This window comes from Streptococcus sp. GS001 (assembly GCF_021595565.1).
In the GTDB taxonomy this organism is placed as follows: domain Bacteria; phylum Bacillota; class Bacilli; order Lactobacillales; family Streptococcaceae; genus Streptococcus; species Streptococcus xiaochunlingii.
Window position 1 is genome coordinate 486,962 of the sequence record NZ_JACSYJ010000001.1, and the last position, 14,276, is coordinate 501,237.

Below are 14,276 nucleotides of genomic sequence, written 5' to 3' on the forward strand. Positions count from 1 at the left end.
AGCAGAAAACGGCCTAAATTGGTATCGAGAGATGGTTGCAATAGGAAAAAGAAAGAAGTTTTTGGTAAAATAAAGGAAAGAGGGAAAGGATGGGAACTTTTGAAAATTAGAATACAAAATCAGATTCAATTTGATGATCAACTCGAAGTGATGGATCAATATTACGAAGGGGAATGGAAGGAAAAGGGTGGCTATCACTATCTGCTTTACGTCAACGAAGAAGGAGAAAAAATAGCTTTGAAATTTCATGATCAAGAATTGACCATGACTCGCTTCTCAACACCAAAATCTATCATGAAATTTATGGCTTCAGAGAAAGGCCATGCGCTCATTCCGACTCCCCTAGGTATGCAGCAATTTGTGATTGATACCAAGGAATATACATTGGAGCAAAATAAGCTTGGTTTGTCCTATCAGTTATTGACGGCGGATGAAAGTCAACAGTTTGCGACCTATCGCTTAGAATTAACATGGGAAGACTAGTTTATCAGTAGTTTTTCTTGATTTTTTCATGAGTTGTGGTATAATGAAACCACTCAAGGGAGTAGCTGGCGGTTAACCGCGATAGTGTCGTCATTACGAATTATTTCCGGCACTATATTAAACAGCGAGACTTGTTTTTTTAAAAAACAGGTCTCTTTTTTTGTAAAAAGAGGCCAAAAAGGAGGAGACTGTTTTGTCAAAAGAACAAAATAAAGACTTGTTTTACACACAAACCTCAGAAGAAGTCCTAAAGAACTTGGACTCATCGATCGAAGGTTTGTCAACTGCTCAAGCTCAAGAACGCTTAGCGACTTATGGTCGTAATGAGTTGGAAGAGGGTGAGAAACGTAGCCTACTAGCTAAATTCCTTGATCAATTTAAGGATTTGATGATTATCATCTTGCTTGCGGCAGCAGCACTTTCTGTGATTACAGAAGGAATGGACGGTCTAACGGATGCTATTATCATCTTGGCCGTTGTTGTCTTGAATGCTGCCTTTGGGGTTTACCAAGAAGGGCAAGCAGAAGCAGCCATTGAAGCTCTGAAAAATATGTCTAGCCCCATGGCCCGTGTTCGTCGTGATGGTCATGTCATTGAGATTGACTCGAAAGAACTAGTACCTGGGGACATCGTCTTACTTGAAGCAGGAGATGTCGTTCCAGCTGATATGCGCTTGTTTGAAGCAGCTTCTCTTAAAATCGAAGAAGCAGCCCTTACAGGGGAATCTGTCCCAGTTGAAAAAGATGTGACAGGACTTGTTGAAGCAGATGCTGGTATCGGTGATCGTGTCAATATGGGTTACCAAAACTCAAACGTAACTTACGGTCGTGGTATTGGCGTCGTGACTAACACTGGTATGTATACTGAAGTTGGTAAGATTGCGGATATGTTGGCTAATGCCGATGAGACAGAAACACCATTGAAGCAAAGCTTGGAACAATTATCTAAAGCCTTGACTTACTTAATCGTTGTGATTGCGATTATCACTTTCTTGGTTGGTGTATTCGTTCGTGGTGAACATCCGTTGGAAGGCTTGATGGTTGCGGTAGCCCTTGCGGTTGCGGCGATTCCAGAAGGTCTTCCTGCCATTGTAACCATCGTTCTCTCTTTGGGAACAACAACCCTTGCCAAACGTAATTCGATTGTCCGCAAATTGCCAGCGGTTGAAACGCTTGGTTCAACAGAAATCATCGCATCTGATAAAACAGGTACTTTGACCATGAACCAAATGACGGTTGAAAAAGTTTATACCAATGGTCAATTGCAAAGCTCTGCAGCTGAGATTGCTGCAAACAACAATACTCTTCGCATCATGAACTTTGCCAACGATACCAAGGTGGACCCATCTGGTAAATTGATTGGGGACCCAACTGAGACAGCTCTTGTTCAGTTTGGTTTGGACCACAACTTTGATGTCCGTGAAGCCTTGAAGGATGAGCCACGTGTGGCTGAATTGCCATTTGATTCAGACCGTAAGCTTATGTCAACCATCCATAAGGAAGCGGACGGTTCTTACTTTATCGCTGTTAAGGGTGCGCCTGACCAATTGCTCAAACGTGTGACGCGTATTGAAGTTAATGGGGAAGTTCGTTCCATCACAGAAGAAGACAAGAAAGCTATTCTTGCAACCAACAAAGACTTGGCCAAACAAGCCCTTCGTGTCTTGATGATGGCTTATAAGACAAGCAACGAAATCCCAACCTTGGAATCTGAAATTGTTGAGTCTGACCTCATCTTCTCTGGTTTGGTCGGCATGATTGACCCTGAGCGTCCAGAAGCTGCAGAAGCTGTACGTGTCGCTAAAGAAGCAGGTATCCGTCCGATTATGATCACTGGTGACCACCAAGATACAGCTGAAGCCATTGCCAAACGTCTTGGAATCATCGATCCAAATGATACAGAAGACCACGTCTTTACAGGAGCTGAGTTGAATGAACTCTCTGATGAAGAATTCCAAAAGGTCTTCAAGCAATACTCTGTTTACGCTCGTGTATCACCTGAGCACAAGGTTCGTATCGTGAAAGCATGGCAAAAAGAAGGTAAGGTTGTTGCTATGACAGGTGACGGGGTTAACGATGCGCCTTCACTTAAGACAGCTGACATCGGTATCGGTATGGGGATTACAGGTACAGAAGTTTCTAAGGGAGCTTCTGATATGGTCCTTGCTGATGATAACTTTGCAACCATTATCGTAGCGGTAGAAGAAGGACGTAAGGTCTTCTCAAATATCCAAAAATCAATCCAATACCTCTTGTCTGCCAATATGGCTGAAGTTTTCACCATCTTCTTTGCAACATTGTTAGGTTGGGATGTGCTTCAACCAGTGCATTTGCTATGGATTAACCTGGTAACAGATACGCTACCAGCCATCGCCCTTGGTGTGGAACCAGCTGAACCAGGTGTCATGACCCACAAGCCTCGTGGCCGTAAGTCTAACTTCTTTGATGGCGGTGTCTTCGGAGCTATCATTTATCAAGGGATCTTCCAAACGATGCTAGTTTTAGGTGTTTATGGTTGGGCTCTTCTCTTCCCAGAGCACCAAAGTCATACTGAAATCCATGCGGATGCCCTTACCATGGCTTTTGCAACTCTCGGTTTGATCCAATTGCTCCATGCCTTTAACGTTAAGTCGGTTTACCAATCGATCTTTAAAGTGGGACTCTTTACCAACAAGACCTTTAACTGGTCTATCCCAGTTGCCTTTGTTCTCTTTGTGGTGACAATTTTGGTTCCTGGATTTAATAATCTCTTCCACGTGTCACATTTGAGTTTGACTCAATGGATGGTGGTCGCTGTAGGAGCGCTTATGATTGTAGTCCTTGTTGAGATTGTCAAAGCAATCCAACGAGCACTTGAAAAAGATAAAAACGCTATTTAAACGCGTATCAAAAGTCATCTTCGGATGGCTTTTTTGTGTACAGAAATGTCTGGGCATATTTCTTGAGGCAAGACTAGATTTTTGATAAACTAGACAACAGTTTGAAGAAAGGAAACTTATATTATGAAAAAGTTTTTTGCTGAAGTAATCGGCACATTTATGCTTGTTTTTATCGGGACTGGCGCCGTTGTTTTTGGAAATGGGACTGAAGGTCTTGGGCATTTAGGAATTGCCTTGGCATTTGGTTTGTCCATTGTTGCAGCTGCATACTCTATCGGGACTGTTTCTGGTGCTCACTTGAATCCTGCTGTTTCGATTGCTATGTTTGTCAACAAACGCTTGTCATCTAAAGACTTGGTTAACTACATTGTAGCGCAAGTAGTGGGAGCTTTCCTTGCGACTGCTTCTGTCTTTTTCCTTTTGTCCAATTCCGGTATGTCAACAGCTAGTCTTGGTGAAAATGCCTTGGCTAAAGGAGTAACTCCATTTGGCGGTTTCTTGTTTGAAGTGATTGCATCCTTTATCTTTATCTTGGTCATCATGACAGTGACATCAGCTTCTAAAGGAAACGGGAAAATCGCTGGTCTTGTCATCGGTTTGAGCTTGACCTTGATCATTCTTGTTGGTTTGAACATTACAGGTCTTTCTGTAAACCCAGCTCGTAGCTTGGCTCCTGCACTCTTTGTAGGTGGTGCAGCCCTCCAACAAATTTGGATCTTTATCCTTGCCCCAATCGTTGGTGGTGTCTTGGCAGCGCTTGTTGCAAAGAATCTCCTTGAAACTGAAGCTTAAGCCATTTTAACGAAAAAAAGATTTCGATTCCCTATGGGGTCGAAATCTTTTTCTTTTTAGCAGTCAAGGATGGTTAAAGCCTGACGAAATTCGCTTGCTAACTGCTGTCTTTTGTATTGATGAAATTCAGGTAAGTCTTTCACAGCGTTGTAGCGTTTATGAAGACGATACATGTGAGGGATCTTGTACTGTGGATAGGCCTTGAAAAAGTCTTCTGTCAGTTGCCATTCTCGAATATAGCCAAGAGGCCGCATGTGATAATGGATGTTATCGATGGCTCTGGAAGGATGGCGATGATGCGAGTGTCCGAAGACGACATCCGCTATCTCGTGCTTTACAAAGAGATCGTGAAAAGCTTGACTACCTAAGAAGGCGTTAAATTTCTGAAAGTAGGGGTGGCTAACGAGGAAGTCCTTGTGGGGGACAAAGTGAAGAGCGACGATGATTCTACCATCTAAAGAAGCGAGGACCTGATCCAATCGGAAGAGGACTTCTTGCGTGATCCTTGGGTCATCTAAAGGACGTTCCAATCTTCGATCAAACCAGAAAGTATTCTTGGTACGTAGATGGGCCTCCTTGCTCTTTTCAGGAACAAAGCTATAATCGTACCATCCAGCAAGAGATACTAAATGGTTATCCCCAAAGGTCTGGACCTGAAAATCGTACTGTTTGATTTCTTCTTCTGAAAGAAATAGCATATCGTGATTGCCCAGGTTAAAGGAGACAGGAAGCTGTCTTTGGAGGTCCTGAATGAAGGGAAGGCTTATCTGTTTAAAGTCATTAGAGATGTCTCCAGCTAGATGAAGGTGATCAATCTGTTCTTCTTGTAGGACCTGCAGGAGTTGCATGCGTTCGGCCTCGCCAAACTGATTGGAATCCAGGTGCAGGTCACTCATAAAACCAATACGTGTCATATCACTAGTGTATCATAAGTTGATGAGAAAGAGAAAGGTAACCAACATGTAACAAATCTAACAATTATGTAACAAGGGAGGTGACAACGGTCTGGTTCTATGCGATTTTTGTAAGGTAAACCATTCTTACTATCTCTTACTATGTGCAAATGACGGGGTTTGTGGTATAATAGACTGATACTTAGAAAGAGGTACTTATGGATATTTCAGAAATCCGTCAGAAAATTGACGCGAATCGTGAAAAATTAGCTTCTTTCAGGGGGTCTCTTTGACTTAGAGGGTCTGGAAGAAGAAATTGCCATTTTGGAAAACAAAATGACAGAACCTGATTTTTGGGATGATAATATTGCGGCGCAAAAAACATCCCAGGAATTAAATGAGTTGAAACAAACCTATGAGAATTTCCATCAAATGACAGACTTGTTTGATGAATCCGAAATCCTTCTTGAGTTTCTCTCAGAAGATGAATCCGTTCACGAAGAGCTAGAAGATAAGTTGACAGAGTTGGATAAGATGATGACCAGTTATGAAATGACGCTTCTCTTATCAGAACCCTATGATAATAATAATGCAATCTTGGAAATCCATCCGGGATCTGGTGGTACTGAGGCTCAGGACTGGGGAGATATGCTTCTTCGGATGTATACCCGCTTCGGAAATGCTCATGGCTTCAAGGTGGAAGTCTTGGACTACCAGGCAGGAGACGAGGCTGGGATTAAATCCGTTACCTTGTCTTTCGAAGGACCACATGCCTATGGCTTGTTGAAATCTGAAATGGGCGTTCACCGTTTGGTACGGATCTCGCCATTCGACTCAGCTAAACGTCGCCATACATCCTTCACGTCAGTTGAAGTGATGCCAGAATTGGATGATACCATTGAAGTGGAAGTCCGAGATGATGATATCAAGATGGATACCTTCCGTTCGGGTGGAGCTGGTGGACAAAACGTCAACAAGGTTTCTACAGGTGTTCGTTTGACTCACATCCCAACAGGGATTGTAGTTGCTTCGACGGTTGACCGGACTCAGTACGGAAACCGTGATCGTGCAATGAAAATGTTGCAGGCGAAACTTTATCAATTGGAGCAAGAAAAGAAGGCAGCTGAAGTGGATTCCTTAAAAGGTGATAAAAAAGAAATCACCTGGGGAAGTCAGATTCGCTCCTACGTCTTTACACCATATACCATGGTGAAGGATCACCGTACAAGCTATGAAGTAGCCCAAGTTGATAAAGTAATGGACGGAGATATTGATGGCTTTATTGATGCCTATTTAAAATGGCGTCTCAATTAAAGTCCTCCTTCTATATAAAATGTGGAAAGGAATTTTCAATACATGTCAATGATTGAAATGAAAGATGTTGTCAAAAAGTATGACAACGGAACGACAGCTCTTCGAGGAGTAACCGTTCATATTGAACCAGGAGAATTTGCCTATATTGTAGGGCCTTCTGGTGCAGGTAAATCAACCTTTATTCGCTTGCTTTACCGTGAGGTGAAGCATGATAAAGGTAGCTTGAAAGTTGCTGGTTTTGATTTAGATAAAATCAAAAAACGCGATATTCCGATGTTGCGTCGGAACGTTGGGGTAGTCTTCCAAGACTACAAACTGCTTCCTAAAAAGACCGTTTATGAAAATATTGCCTACGCAATGGAAGTAATCGGAGAGCGTCGTCGCAACATTAAAAAACGCGTAATGGAAGTTTTAGACCTTGTTGGTTTGAAACACAAGGTTCGTTCATTCCCAAATGAGCTTTCAGGTGGTGAGCAACAACGGATCGCTATCGCGCGTGCCATCGTCAACAATCCTAAAGTATTGATTGCGGACGAACCAACAGGGAACTTGGACCCAGATAACTCTTGGGAAATTATGAACCTCTTAGAGCGAATTAATTTGCAAGGTACCACTGTTTTGATGGCGACTCATAATAGCCAAATTGTAAATACACTTCGTCACCGTGTTATCGCCATTGAAAATGGCCGTGTTGTACGGGATGAAGCGGAAGGAGAGTACGGATACGATGATTAGAAGATTTTTCCGCCATCTCATTGAATCATTTAAAAGTTTAAAACGGAATGGCTGGATGACCATTGCTGCGGTTAGTTCGGTGATGATTACACTTGGACTTGTAGCGATTTTTGCCTCAGTTATTGCGAATACGATCAAGCTATCAGATGATATTCAAAATAGTGTACGGATTGTTGTCTATATGCGCAAGGATATCCAAGATCAAAGCCAGCAGATCGAAAAAGAAGGCCAGATGGTTGATAATGAGGACTACAAGAAAGTCTATAATGCGTTGACAGCCATGAAGAATGTTGATAAAGTTGAGTTCTCTAGCAAGGAAGAACAATATGAAAACTTGATCAAGACTGCTGGTAACAACTGGAAAATTTTTGACGGGGATGCCAATCCACTCTATGATGCCTATTTTGTAGAGACAACTGCTCCTAAGTACGTAAAAGAAGTTTCTAAAGCCGCTAAGAAGATCGAAGGGGTATCTGAAGTAAAAGATGGGGGAGTTGATACTCAACGCCTCTTTGCTCTCGGAAACTTCATCCGTATTTGGGGCTTGATTGGTGCTGGTTTACTAATCTTTATCGCGGTCTTCTTGATTTCTAATACGATTCGGATTACCATTATTTCACGAAGTCGAGAAATCAAGATTATGCGTCTGGTTGGTGCTAAGAGTGGCTATATTCGTGCGCCATTCCTTTTGGAAGGTGCCTGGATTGGCTTGATTGGTGCAATTCCACCAGCTCTCTTGCTTTATTATGTCTATAATATTGTCTACAAGTCTATGTACAATACTCTACAAGATCAGAAATTGTTCTTATATAGTCCAAACCTTCTTGTTCCGATTATGGTCGGAGGACTGTTTGGTCTCGGTATTTTAATTGGAGCGATTGGCTCTTCTATTTCAATGAGACGTTTCTTGAAGATTTAAGAATATACAAAAAAGGAAGTTCATCTGAACTTCCTTTTTTATCGATTTCGAAAGAAGGGATTAAACATTTTTTCATGACCTATAGTGGTATCATTCCCATGTCCTGGGTATACTGCATAAGAGGATGGAAGAGTGAGCAATTGTGTCTCAATACTTTCAAGGAGTTGGGGTCCACTTCCTGTCGGCAAATCAGTCCGTCCAATAGTTTCTCGGAAAAGGGCATCTCCTGTCAAGACAAGGTGGTCATCAGGAAAGACCAAGGAGACCCCTCCGATGGAATGTCCAGGTGTGTGAAGGACATAAAAATGGAAGTTTTTTAATTGATAATCTGTTCGGTAGTCAAAATGCTCTTCGGCTGGCTGGCAGACTACATCCATTAAATCAGAATGGCGGTCTAAACCAGAAAGATTGTCCACAGGACTTTGAAGCCAAGCTGCTTCATGAGCATCTACATAAACAGGTGGATGGCCATAAGTTTCCCGCACCTTCTCTAAACTCATGATATGGTCGTAGTGGGTATGGGTGAGGAGAATAGCAGCAATTGGTTTTGCGAGTTGATCGATGCGGCTGCGAATTTGATCCCAAGCACTCCCGGGATCAACGACCAGAAGATAGTCCTCGTTTTCAAGCAAGTAGGTGTTTTCATAAGCGATGGGATTGACAATGCGGTGGATTTTCATAAGAGCTCCTTTCTCTATTAGTCTATCAAAAATATTGTAAAATAGCTGACTAAAACGCCTCTAGAAACCGAAGAATCGTCCCTTGGCTGGATTTGGCCCTTTCAATGTCATAAAATACCAAGCAAAGCGAGTCGGAAAATGATATAATTTTAAGTGCTATGACAACGAATGTTAAAAGAAAATATGCTGTCGTGGACCTGGAAGCGACCAGTGCAAGCAGCAATGCAAAAATTATTCAAATCGGGATTGTCATCATTCAAGATGGGCAGATTGTAGAGACCTATGAGACTTATGTCAACCCCCATGAGGAACTAGACGAACATATTCGCCAACTGACTGGGATTACCAATCAGCAACTCAGGAAGGCCCCTGACTTTTCACAGGTGGCCAGACAAGCATACGAACTGATTGAAGATGCTGTCTTTGTGGCTCATAATGTCAAATTTGATGCCAATCTCTTGGCAGAATCATTGTTTTGGGAAGGCTTTGAGCTCATAACCCCCCGGATCGATACGGTTGAATTGGCCCAAGTCTTTTTCCCAACCCTAGAAAGATATAATTTAAGTAGCCTGTGTGAAGAATTTGCGATTCCTCTAGACCATGCTCACTCAGCTATTTCTGATGCGCAAGCAACCGCCCAGCTATTTCTTAAGCTTCGTGAAACGATTGCTTCCTTACCGAGGGAATTGGTGGAAACCTTGCTATCATTTTCTGATAATCTGATTTACGAGTCGAGACTCTTGATAGAGGATGCATTCGAGGATGCGGGAGCTTTTCATAAAGAGGACTTGACATCTCACCATGGGATTTTTCTTCGTAAGCCTCTGATCAAAAGAGATGCCAAGAATTTTTCTGATCAGTTTGATATTAATATCCAGTTAATGGGCATGGAACCCCGTCCCTTGCAGCAAGAGTTTGCCCAGTCAATTGAAGAAAGTCTTCAGTCTTCAAGAGAAGTAGCAACCTTTATCGAGGGACCTACTGGGATTGGAAAAACCTATGGCTACCTCCTTCCCTTACTAGCGCATACAAGGGACCAGATTGTTGTCAGTGTTCCAACCAAGGTCTTACAAGACCAAATCATGCAACAGGAAGCTAAGACGATTGAGGACGTTTTTCAGACATCTTTTCATAGCCTAAAGAGTCCTCAAAATTATCTAAAACTGGATGAGTTCTTTCGAATCTTGCATGAACCAGAGGAAAATCGCCTCTGGAATCGGTTCAAAATGCAATTGCTAGTCTGGCTGACCCAAACAAGGACGGGTGATCTAAACGAAGTAGGGCAGCTCCATCGTTACGGGAATTTTGTTCAACGAATCCGTCATGATGGGAAGCTATCAAAAAAATCTTTATTTTACACAGAAGATTTTTGGCGTCTCGGTCAAGAAAAAGCCAAAATGAGTCGAGTCTTGCTCACCAATCATGCCTATTTATTGACTCGATTAGAGGATGATCCTTCTCTAGTAGAAAATCGGACTCTAGTGGTGGATGAAGCACAAAAACTTTATTTTTCATTGGAGCAGTTTTCAAGGGCTTCCTTATCCTTATCGGATTTCATGCTAGATCTGCAACGGGAGATTGAAATAGAAAAATCCTTGTTGAAACGACGGATCCTTGAAAGTCTCCAATTTGAATTGAATGCTCTACTCAAACATCTTGAATCGGGTAGCAGAAAGGTCGAACTAACACCGGAACAGGTGAAAAAAATTCGCCAGGATTTATCTGAACTAGATAGTCCAGTCTTGGCTGCATTAAAAACGGTCTTTGATCCTCGTTTTCAAATTTTTTGGATTGATCGTACACAAGAGAATCAGCATCCGATAATTCGCTTGCAGTCTGGAAGAGAGGGCTTGGTTTCCCTTCAAGACTTTATTCCAACAACTACCAGACTTCTCTTGGTCTCAGCTACCTTATCCATTAGTAAAAAGGTCAATCTAGCCTCGATTTTAGGAATTGAGAATTACCAATTCATTGGGAAAGAACTGTCCTATCATCAAGGGCAAACCATCTTCATCGATCGAGAATTTCCTGATTTGACCAATTTGACGCAAGAGGAATTAGCTGGCTCTTTAGCAAGTTATTTGGATGATCTAGCAGGTACTGGCTTGCCTCTCTTTGCCTTGTTCACTTCCAAGGACTTGCTTTTAGCAACTTCTCAGCTGATGACAGTGGGTCATCTGGCTCAGTATAAGAATGGTGAAGCAGCAACTATTAAACGCCGATTTGATAGAGGGGAAGCTTCCGTCCTTTTAGGATCCGGTAGTTTTTGGGAAGGGGTCGATTTTGCCCAGCAAGCAAAAATCATTCAAGTCATTCCTCGCATTCCTTTTGATAATCCAAGTGATTTCTTCGTGCAAAAACTGCACGAAACCTTGCGTCTAGAAGGGAAAAATCCTTTCTATGATTATAGTTTGCCACTAGCTATCTTACGCTTGAAGCAGGCTCTTGGACGCTCGAGTCGTTCGAGCGAGCAAGAATCTCTGGTCATTTTATTAGATCAACGCTTATTAAATCGTCAATATGGTTCGCAGATTCAAGCTAGTTTAGAGAAAATAGCTCCTCTTGTCATTGCTAAGACAGGAGAAGTAAAAGAAGTTGTTGAACAATTTAGGAGTTAACATGAATCAAAAACCCAATGGAACTCAGTATGTTCCCGGTGTCTTGCTAGCCGCTCTCACAGCAGGACTATCTATGGTGTTAGGAAAAGCAGTACCTATCCTTGGCTCTAGTCTCTTTGCTATCCTATGTGGGATTCTCTTGAATGCTAGTCAACTCTTGCCTCAAAATAGCAGGCCGGGACTAGCCTATTCAGGGAAAAAACTCTTGCAATATTCCATTATCTTGATGGGCTTTACCATGTCTTTTCAAAAGGTGACCCAATTGGGACTATCTTCTTTGGTCATTAGTCTACCGACCATCAGTATTGCCTTTTTCTCTGCTTTTGCAATGGGCTACCTCTTAAAAGCTCCGAAGATCTTAACAGCCTTGGTTGGAATGGGGACAGCTATTTGTGGAGGTTCTGCAATCGCGGCAGCCTCTCCTGTTCTAGAAGCTGATGAAAATGACATTGCTCTGTCCATGTCGACCATCTTTTTCTTTAATATCCTAGCGGTTTTCCTTTTTCCTTTCTTTGGTCACCTCCTTGCTATGACGGATCGGCAATTTGGTTTTTGGGCAGGAACGGCCATTAATGATACCTCATCTGTTGTAGCGGCCGCATTTTCCTATAGTAAAGCAGCGGGTGAAGTGGCTACGGTTGTGAAGTTGACCCGAGCTTTGATGATAATTCCAATCTGTTTTGGGATGTTGGGACTAAAACTTCTAGGACGGTCGAAACAGGATCGAGAAGGGAAGCAAGTGAAATTGAGTAAAATTGTTCCTTGGTTTATTTTTTACTTCCTTTTGGCTTCTTTAGTGACGTCCTTTGGCTGGTTTCCAAGTTCTTGGATTCCCTTCTGTAAATGGTTGTCACAATATTTGATGGCCATGGCCTTGGTTGGCATTGGAAGTCAAGTATCTATTCAGGCCTTCCGTAAGCAGGGGGTGGCTCCTCTCCTCATCGGCCTTGTGGCCTGGCTAGCTGTATCCATTTCTAGTTTGCTACTTCAACATGTTTTAGAAATTTAAATGAAAGGGAGATGAAATGAAGAGACGTCAGTCTTTCAAACTTAGAGGAGATTTCTCCTTGATCACCACTGTTTTGTTATTATTAGCATTTGGTGTGGTGGCAGTCTACATTGCAGTTTCGAATGATTATCCTGACTTGGTTTGGTCTATTTTAGGCCAACAGGTTGCCTGGATTGTTTTAGGATGTATGATTAGTTTTGTCGTTATGCTCTTTAATACAGAATTTTTATGGAAAGTAACGCCCTATTTGTATGTCTTTGGCTTGGTCTTAATGGTCTTGCCCCTTTATTTTTACAACCCAAACCTGGTTGCTTCGACCGGTTCTAAAAACTGGGTGGCCTACAAGGGGATCAGCCTCTTTCAGCCATCAGAATTTATGAAAATTTCTTATATTTTGATGGTCTCTCGTGCGATTGTTCATTTTTTACGAAACAATAGGGAAGAAAATCGGACGCTAAAAAAAGACTTTTTTCTCATTCTCCAAATTGCTGCCTATACCATACCGGTCCTAGGGCTTCTAGCCTTTCAACATGATTTTGGAACCTCCTTGGTATTTATGGCTATCTTCTCAGGAGTAGTCCTTATTTCAGGGGTCTCTTGGAAAATCATATTACCAGTCTTTTTGACCCTCGCAGGTGGAATTGCTCTCTTTTTGGCCGTCTTTCTATCCGACGGTGGGCGGGCCTTTCTCCATCAAACTCTGGGGATGCCCACCTATCAGATGAACCGCATTTTAGCCTGGTTGAATCCTTTTGATTATGCACAAACCATGACCTTCCAACAGGCTCAGGGACAGCTGGCCATTGCAAGCGGTGGTCTATTGGGGCAAGGTTTTAATGTATCCAATCTGTTAATCCCGGTCAGGGAGAGTGATATGATTTTTACGGTCATCGCGGAAGATTTTGGATTTGTAGGAGGACTGTGCCTCCTTCTCTTATACATGTTTCTAGTTTATAAGATGTTGCGAATTACCCTGAAATCCAATAATCAATTTTACACCTATATCTCAACTGGTTTCATCATGATGTTGGTCTTCCACATATTTGAGAATATTGGGGCTGTAACTGGGATCTTGCCTCTCACTGGAATTCCCTTGCCTTTTATCTCACAAGGAGGATCAGCTATTGTGAGTAACCTTATTGGGATTGGCTTATTGTTATCCATGAGCCATCAAAATAGGGTGAGTGAAGAACGGAAAAAAGAAAGTCGACTCTTGAGACAGAAACAATTGAGTCGACTACATGAGAAAGGAATAATTTGATATGACAAAAGTAGCAGTGATGTTAGCAAGTGGTTTCGAGGAAATCGAAGCTTTGACCGTTGTCGATGTCTTGCGAAGAGCAGCAATCGAGTGTCAGATGGTTGGATTTGATCAAGTAGTTACAGGGTCCCATGGTATCACAGTGAAGGTAGATGAGGTCTGGTCCGGTTCGTTGGATCATTTTGATGGCATTGTCCTTCCAGGAGGGATGCCGGGAGCAGCAAATCTACGCGACCATGAAGGCTTGATCCTGTCTTTAAAAGAAGCCCATGAACAAGGAAAAAGTCTAGCAGCTATTTGTGCAGCTCCGATTGTGTTGGATCGAGCTGGACTACTTGATGAAAAACGCTATACCTGCTATGATGGCTTCGAAAAAGAAATTGGAACAGAGCATTATGTGAAGGAAGCAGTGGTTCAGGATGGTCACATCTTGACCAGTCGGGGTCCTGCAACAGCACTTGCTTTTTCCTATGCCCTGGTCAACCATTTTGGTGGAGATGCCACGGCATTGAGAGAAGGGATGCTCTATCAAGATGTTTTTGGAACATCGGCCCCATAGTTGTTGAGAAGAAAAATGAAGGTAGGAAAATTCCTGTCTTCATTTTTTTATAGGCTAGTTTTATCAAAATATAAATGCTTTTTGAATGAAAGTAAAACAGGTGGGAGATGACTGTAAAAAAACCTTTAAAACATT

General features: G+C 42.3%; 12 protein-coding genes. 10 read left to right on the plus strand and 2 right to left on the minus strand.

Translation table 11 applies throughout. The features are described from left to right. Window positions 1-99 precede the first annotated feature (99 nt). The 3 genes from H8S88_RS02490 to H8S88_RS02500 all read left to right on the plus strand — a co-directional run bounded on the left by H8S88_RS02490 (window position 100) and on the right by H8S88_RS02500 (window position 4,153). Window positions 100-483, plus strand: a complete 384-nt coding sequence (locus H8S88_RS02490; protein ID WP_048688699.1) for a DUF1934 domain-containing protein — start codon at window positions 100-102, stop codon at window positions 481-483. A gap of 193 nt (window positions 484-676) precedes the next feature. After that, entirely contained in the window at window positions 677-3,361 is a 2,685-nt protein-coding gene (locus tag H8S88_RS02495; RefSeq protein ID WP_125335987.1) for a cation-translocating P-type ATPase, read from the plus strand. Between the two features lie 123 nt (window positions 3,362-3,484). Further along, entirely contained in the window at window positions 3,485-4,153 is a 669-nt protein-coding gene (locus H8S88_RS02500; RefSeq protein WP_006595935.1) for an MIP/aquaporin family protein, read from the plus strand. 56 nt (window positions 4,154-4,209) lie between these two features. Here H8S88_RS02500 and H8S88_RS02505 read toward each other — a convergent pair whose 3' ends face one another. Then, entirely contained in the window at window positions 4,210-5,067 is an 858-nt protein-coding gene (locus H8S88_RS02505; RefSeq protein WP_125335985.1) for a metallophosphoesterase, read from the minus strand. A gap of 197 nt (window positions 5,068-5,264) precedes the next feature. Between H8S88_RS02505 and prfB the strand changes: the two genes are divergently transcribed. The 3 genes from prfB to ftsX all read left to right on the plus strand — a co-directional run bounded on the left by prfB (window position 5,265) and on the right by ftsX (window position 8,014). Continuing rightward, window positions 5,265-6,360 (plus strand): peptide chain release factor 2 gene (gene prfB / locus H8S88_RS02510; RefSeq protein ID WP_125335983.1). Its coding sequence is split into 2 segments (ribosomal slippage): window positions 5,265-5,336 and window positions 5,338-6,360, totalling 1,095 coding nucleotides; the frame shifts between segments, so codons are not numbered across the junction. A 42-nt stretch (window positions 6,361-6,402) separates the two neighbouring features. Next, a complete protein-coding gene (gene ftsE / locus H8S88_RS02515; RefSeq protein ID WP_006595938.1) occupies window positions 6,403-7,095 on the plus strand; it encodes a cell division ATP-binding protein FtsE in 693 nt (230 codons plus the stop codon). After that, window positions 7,088-8,014 (plus strand): permease-like cell division protein FtsX, encoded by a 927-nt coding sequence (gene ftsX / locus H8S88_RS02520; protein ID WP_048789353.1) that lies wholly within the window; start codon window positions 7,088-7,090, stop codon window positions 8,012-8,014. Before ftsE ends, ftsX begins: the two co-directional genes overlap by 8 nt. A gap of 38 nt (window positions 8,015-8,052) precedes the next feature. Here the strand turns inward: ftsX and H8S88_RS02525 are convergent, their stop codons facing one another. Continuing rightward, complete coding sequence (locus tag H8S88_RS02525; protein WP_048789354.1) at window positions 8,053-8,694, minus strand: MBL fold metallo-hydrolase; 642 nt, start codon at window positions 8,692-8,694, stop codon at window positions 8,053-8,055. Window positions 8,695-8,852: 158 nt separating this feature from the next. Between H8S88_RS02525 and H8S88_RS02530 the strand changes: the two genes are divergently transcribed. The 4 genes from H8S88_RS02530 to H8S88_RS02545 are packed head-to-tail and all read left to right on the plus strand — an operon-like array spanning window position 8,853 to window position 14,141. After that, the gene (locus tag H8S88_RS02530) at window positions 8,853-11,312 is read left to right on the plus strand and encodes a bifunctional DnaQ family exonuclease/ATP-dependent helicase (protein ID WP_125335981.1); all 2,460 of its coding nucleotides are present in this window, start codon (window positions 8,853-8,855) and stop codon (window positions 11,310-11,312) included. Between the two features lies 1 nt (window position 11,313). Continuing rightward, a complete protein-coding gene (locus H8S88_RS02535; RefSeq protein ID WP_048789356.1) occupies window positions 11,314-12,321 on the plus strand; it encodes a YeiH family protein in 1,008 nt (335 codons plus the stop codon). Between the two features lie 16 nt (window positions 12,322-12,337). After that, on the plus strand, window positions 12,338-13,582 hold the full coding sequence (locus tag H8S88_RS02540; protein ID WP_048789357.1) for an FtsW/RodA/SpoVE family cell cycle protein: 1,245 nt from the start codon (window positions 12,338-12,340) through the stop codon (window positions 13,580-13,582). A 1-nt stretch (window position 13,583) separates the two neighbouring features. Beyond that, window positions 13,584-14,141, plus strand: a complete 558-nt coding sequence (locus H8S88_RS02545) for a DJ-1 family glyoxalase III (RefSeq protein ID WP_048789358.1) — start codon at window positions 13,584-13,586, stop codon at window positions 14,139-14,141. Window positions 14,142-14,276 lie beyond the last annotated feature (135 nt).

Bases quoted from the DNA above. Each gene is read 5' to 3' on its own strand.
- H8S88_RS02500 (WP_006595935.1), top strand. From the start codon at position 3,485: ATGAAAAAGTTTTTTGCTGAAGTAATCGGCACATTTATGCTTGTTTTT.
- H8S88_RS02505 (WP_125335985.1), bottom strand. From the start codon at position 5,067: ATGACACGTATTGGTTTTATGAGTGACCTGCACCTGGATTCCAATCAG.
- ftsE (WP_006595938.1), top strand. From the start codon at position 6,403: ATGTCAATGATTGAAATGAAAGATGTTGTCAAAAAGTATGACAACGGA.
- ftsX (WP_048789353.1), top strand. From the start codon at position 7,088: ATGATTAGAAGATTTTTCCGCCATCTCATTGAATCATTTAAAAGTTTA.
- H8S88_RS02525 (WP_048789354.1), bottom strand. From the start codon at position 8,694: ATGAAAATCCACCGCATTGTCAATCCCATCGCTTATGAAAACACCTAC.
- H8S88_RS02530 (WP_125335981.1), top strand. From the start codon at position 8,853: ATGACAACGAATGTTAAAAGAAAATATGCTGTCGTGGACCTGGAAGCG.
- H8S88_RS02535 (WP_048789356.1), top strand. From the start codon at position 11,314: ATGAATCAAAAACCCAATGGAACTCAGTATGTTCCCGGTGTCTTGCTA.
- H8S88_RS02540 (WP_048789357.1), top strand. From the start codon at position 12,338: ATGAAGAGACGTCAGTCTTTCAAACTTAGAGGAGATTTCTCCTTGATC.
- H8S88_RS02545 (WP_048789358.1), top strand. From the start codon at position 13,584: ATGACAAAAGTAGCAGTGATGTTAGCAAGTGGTTTCGAGGAAATCGAA.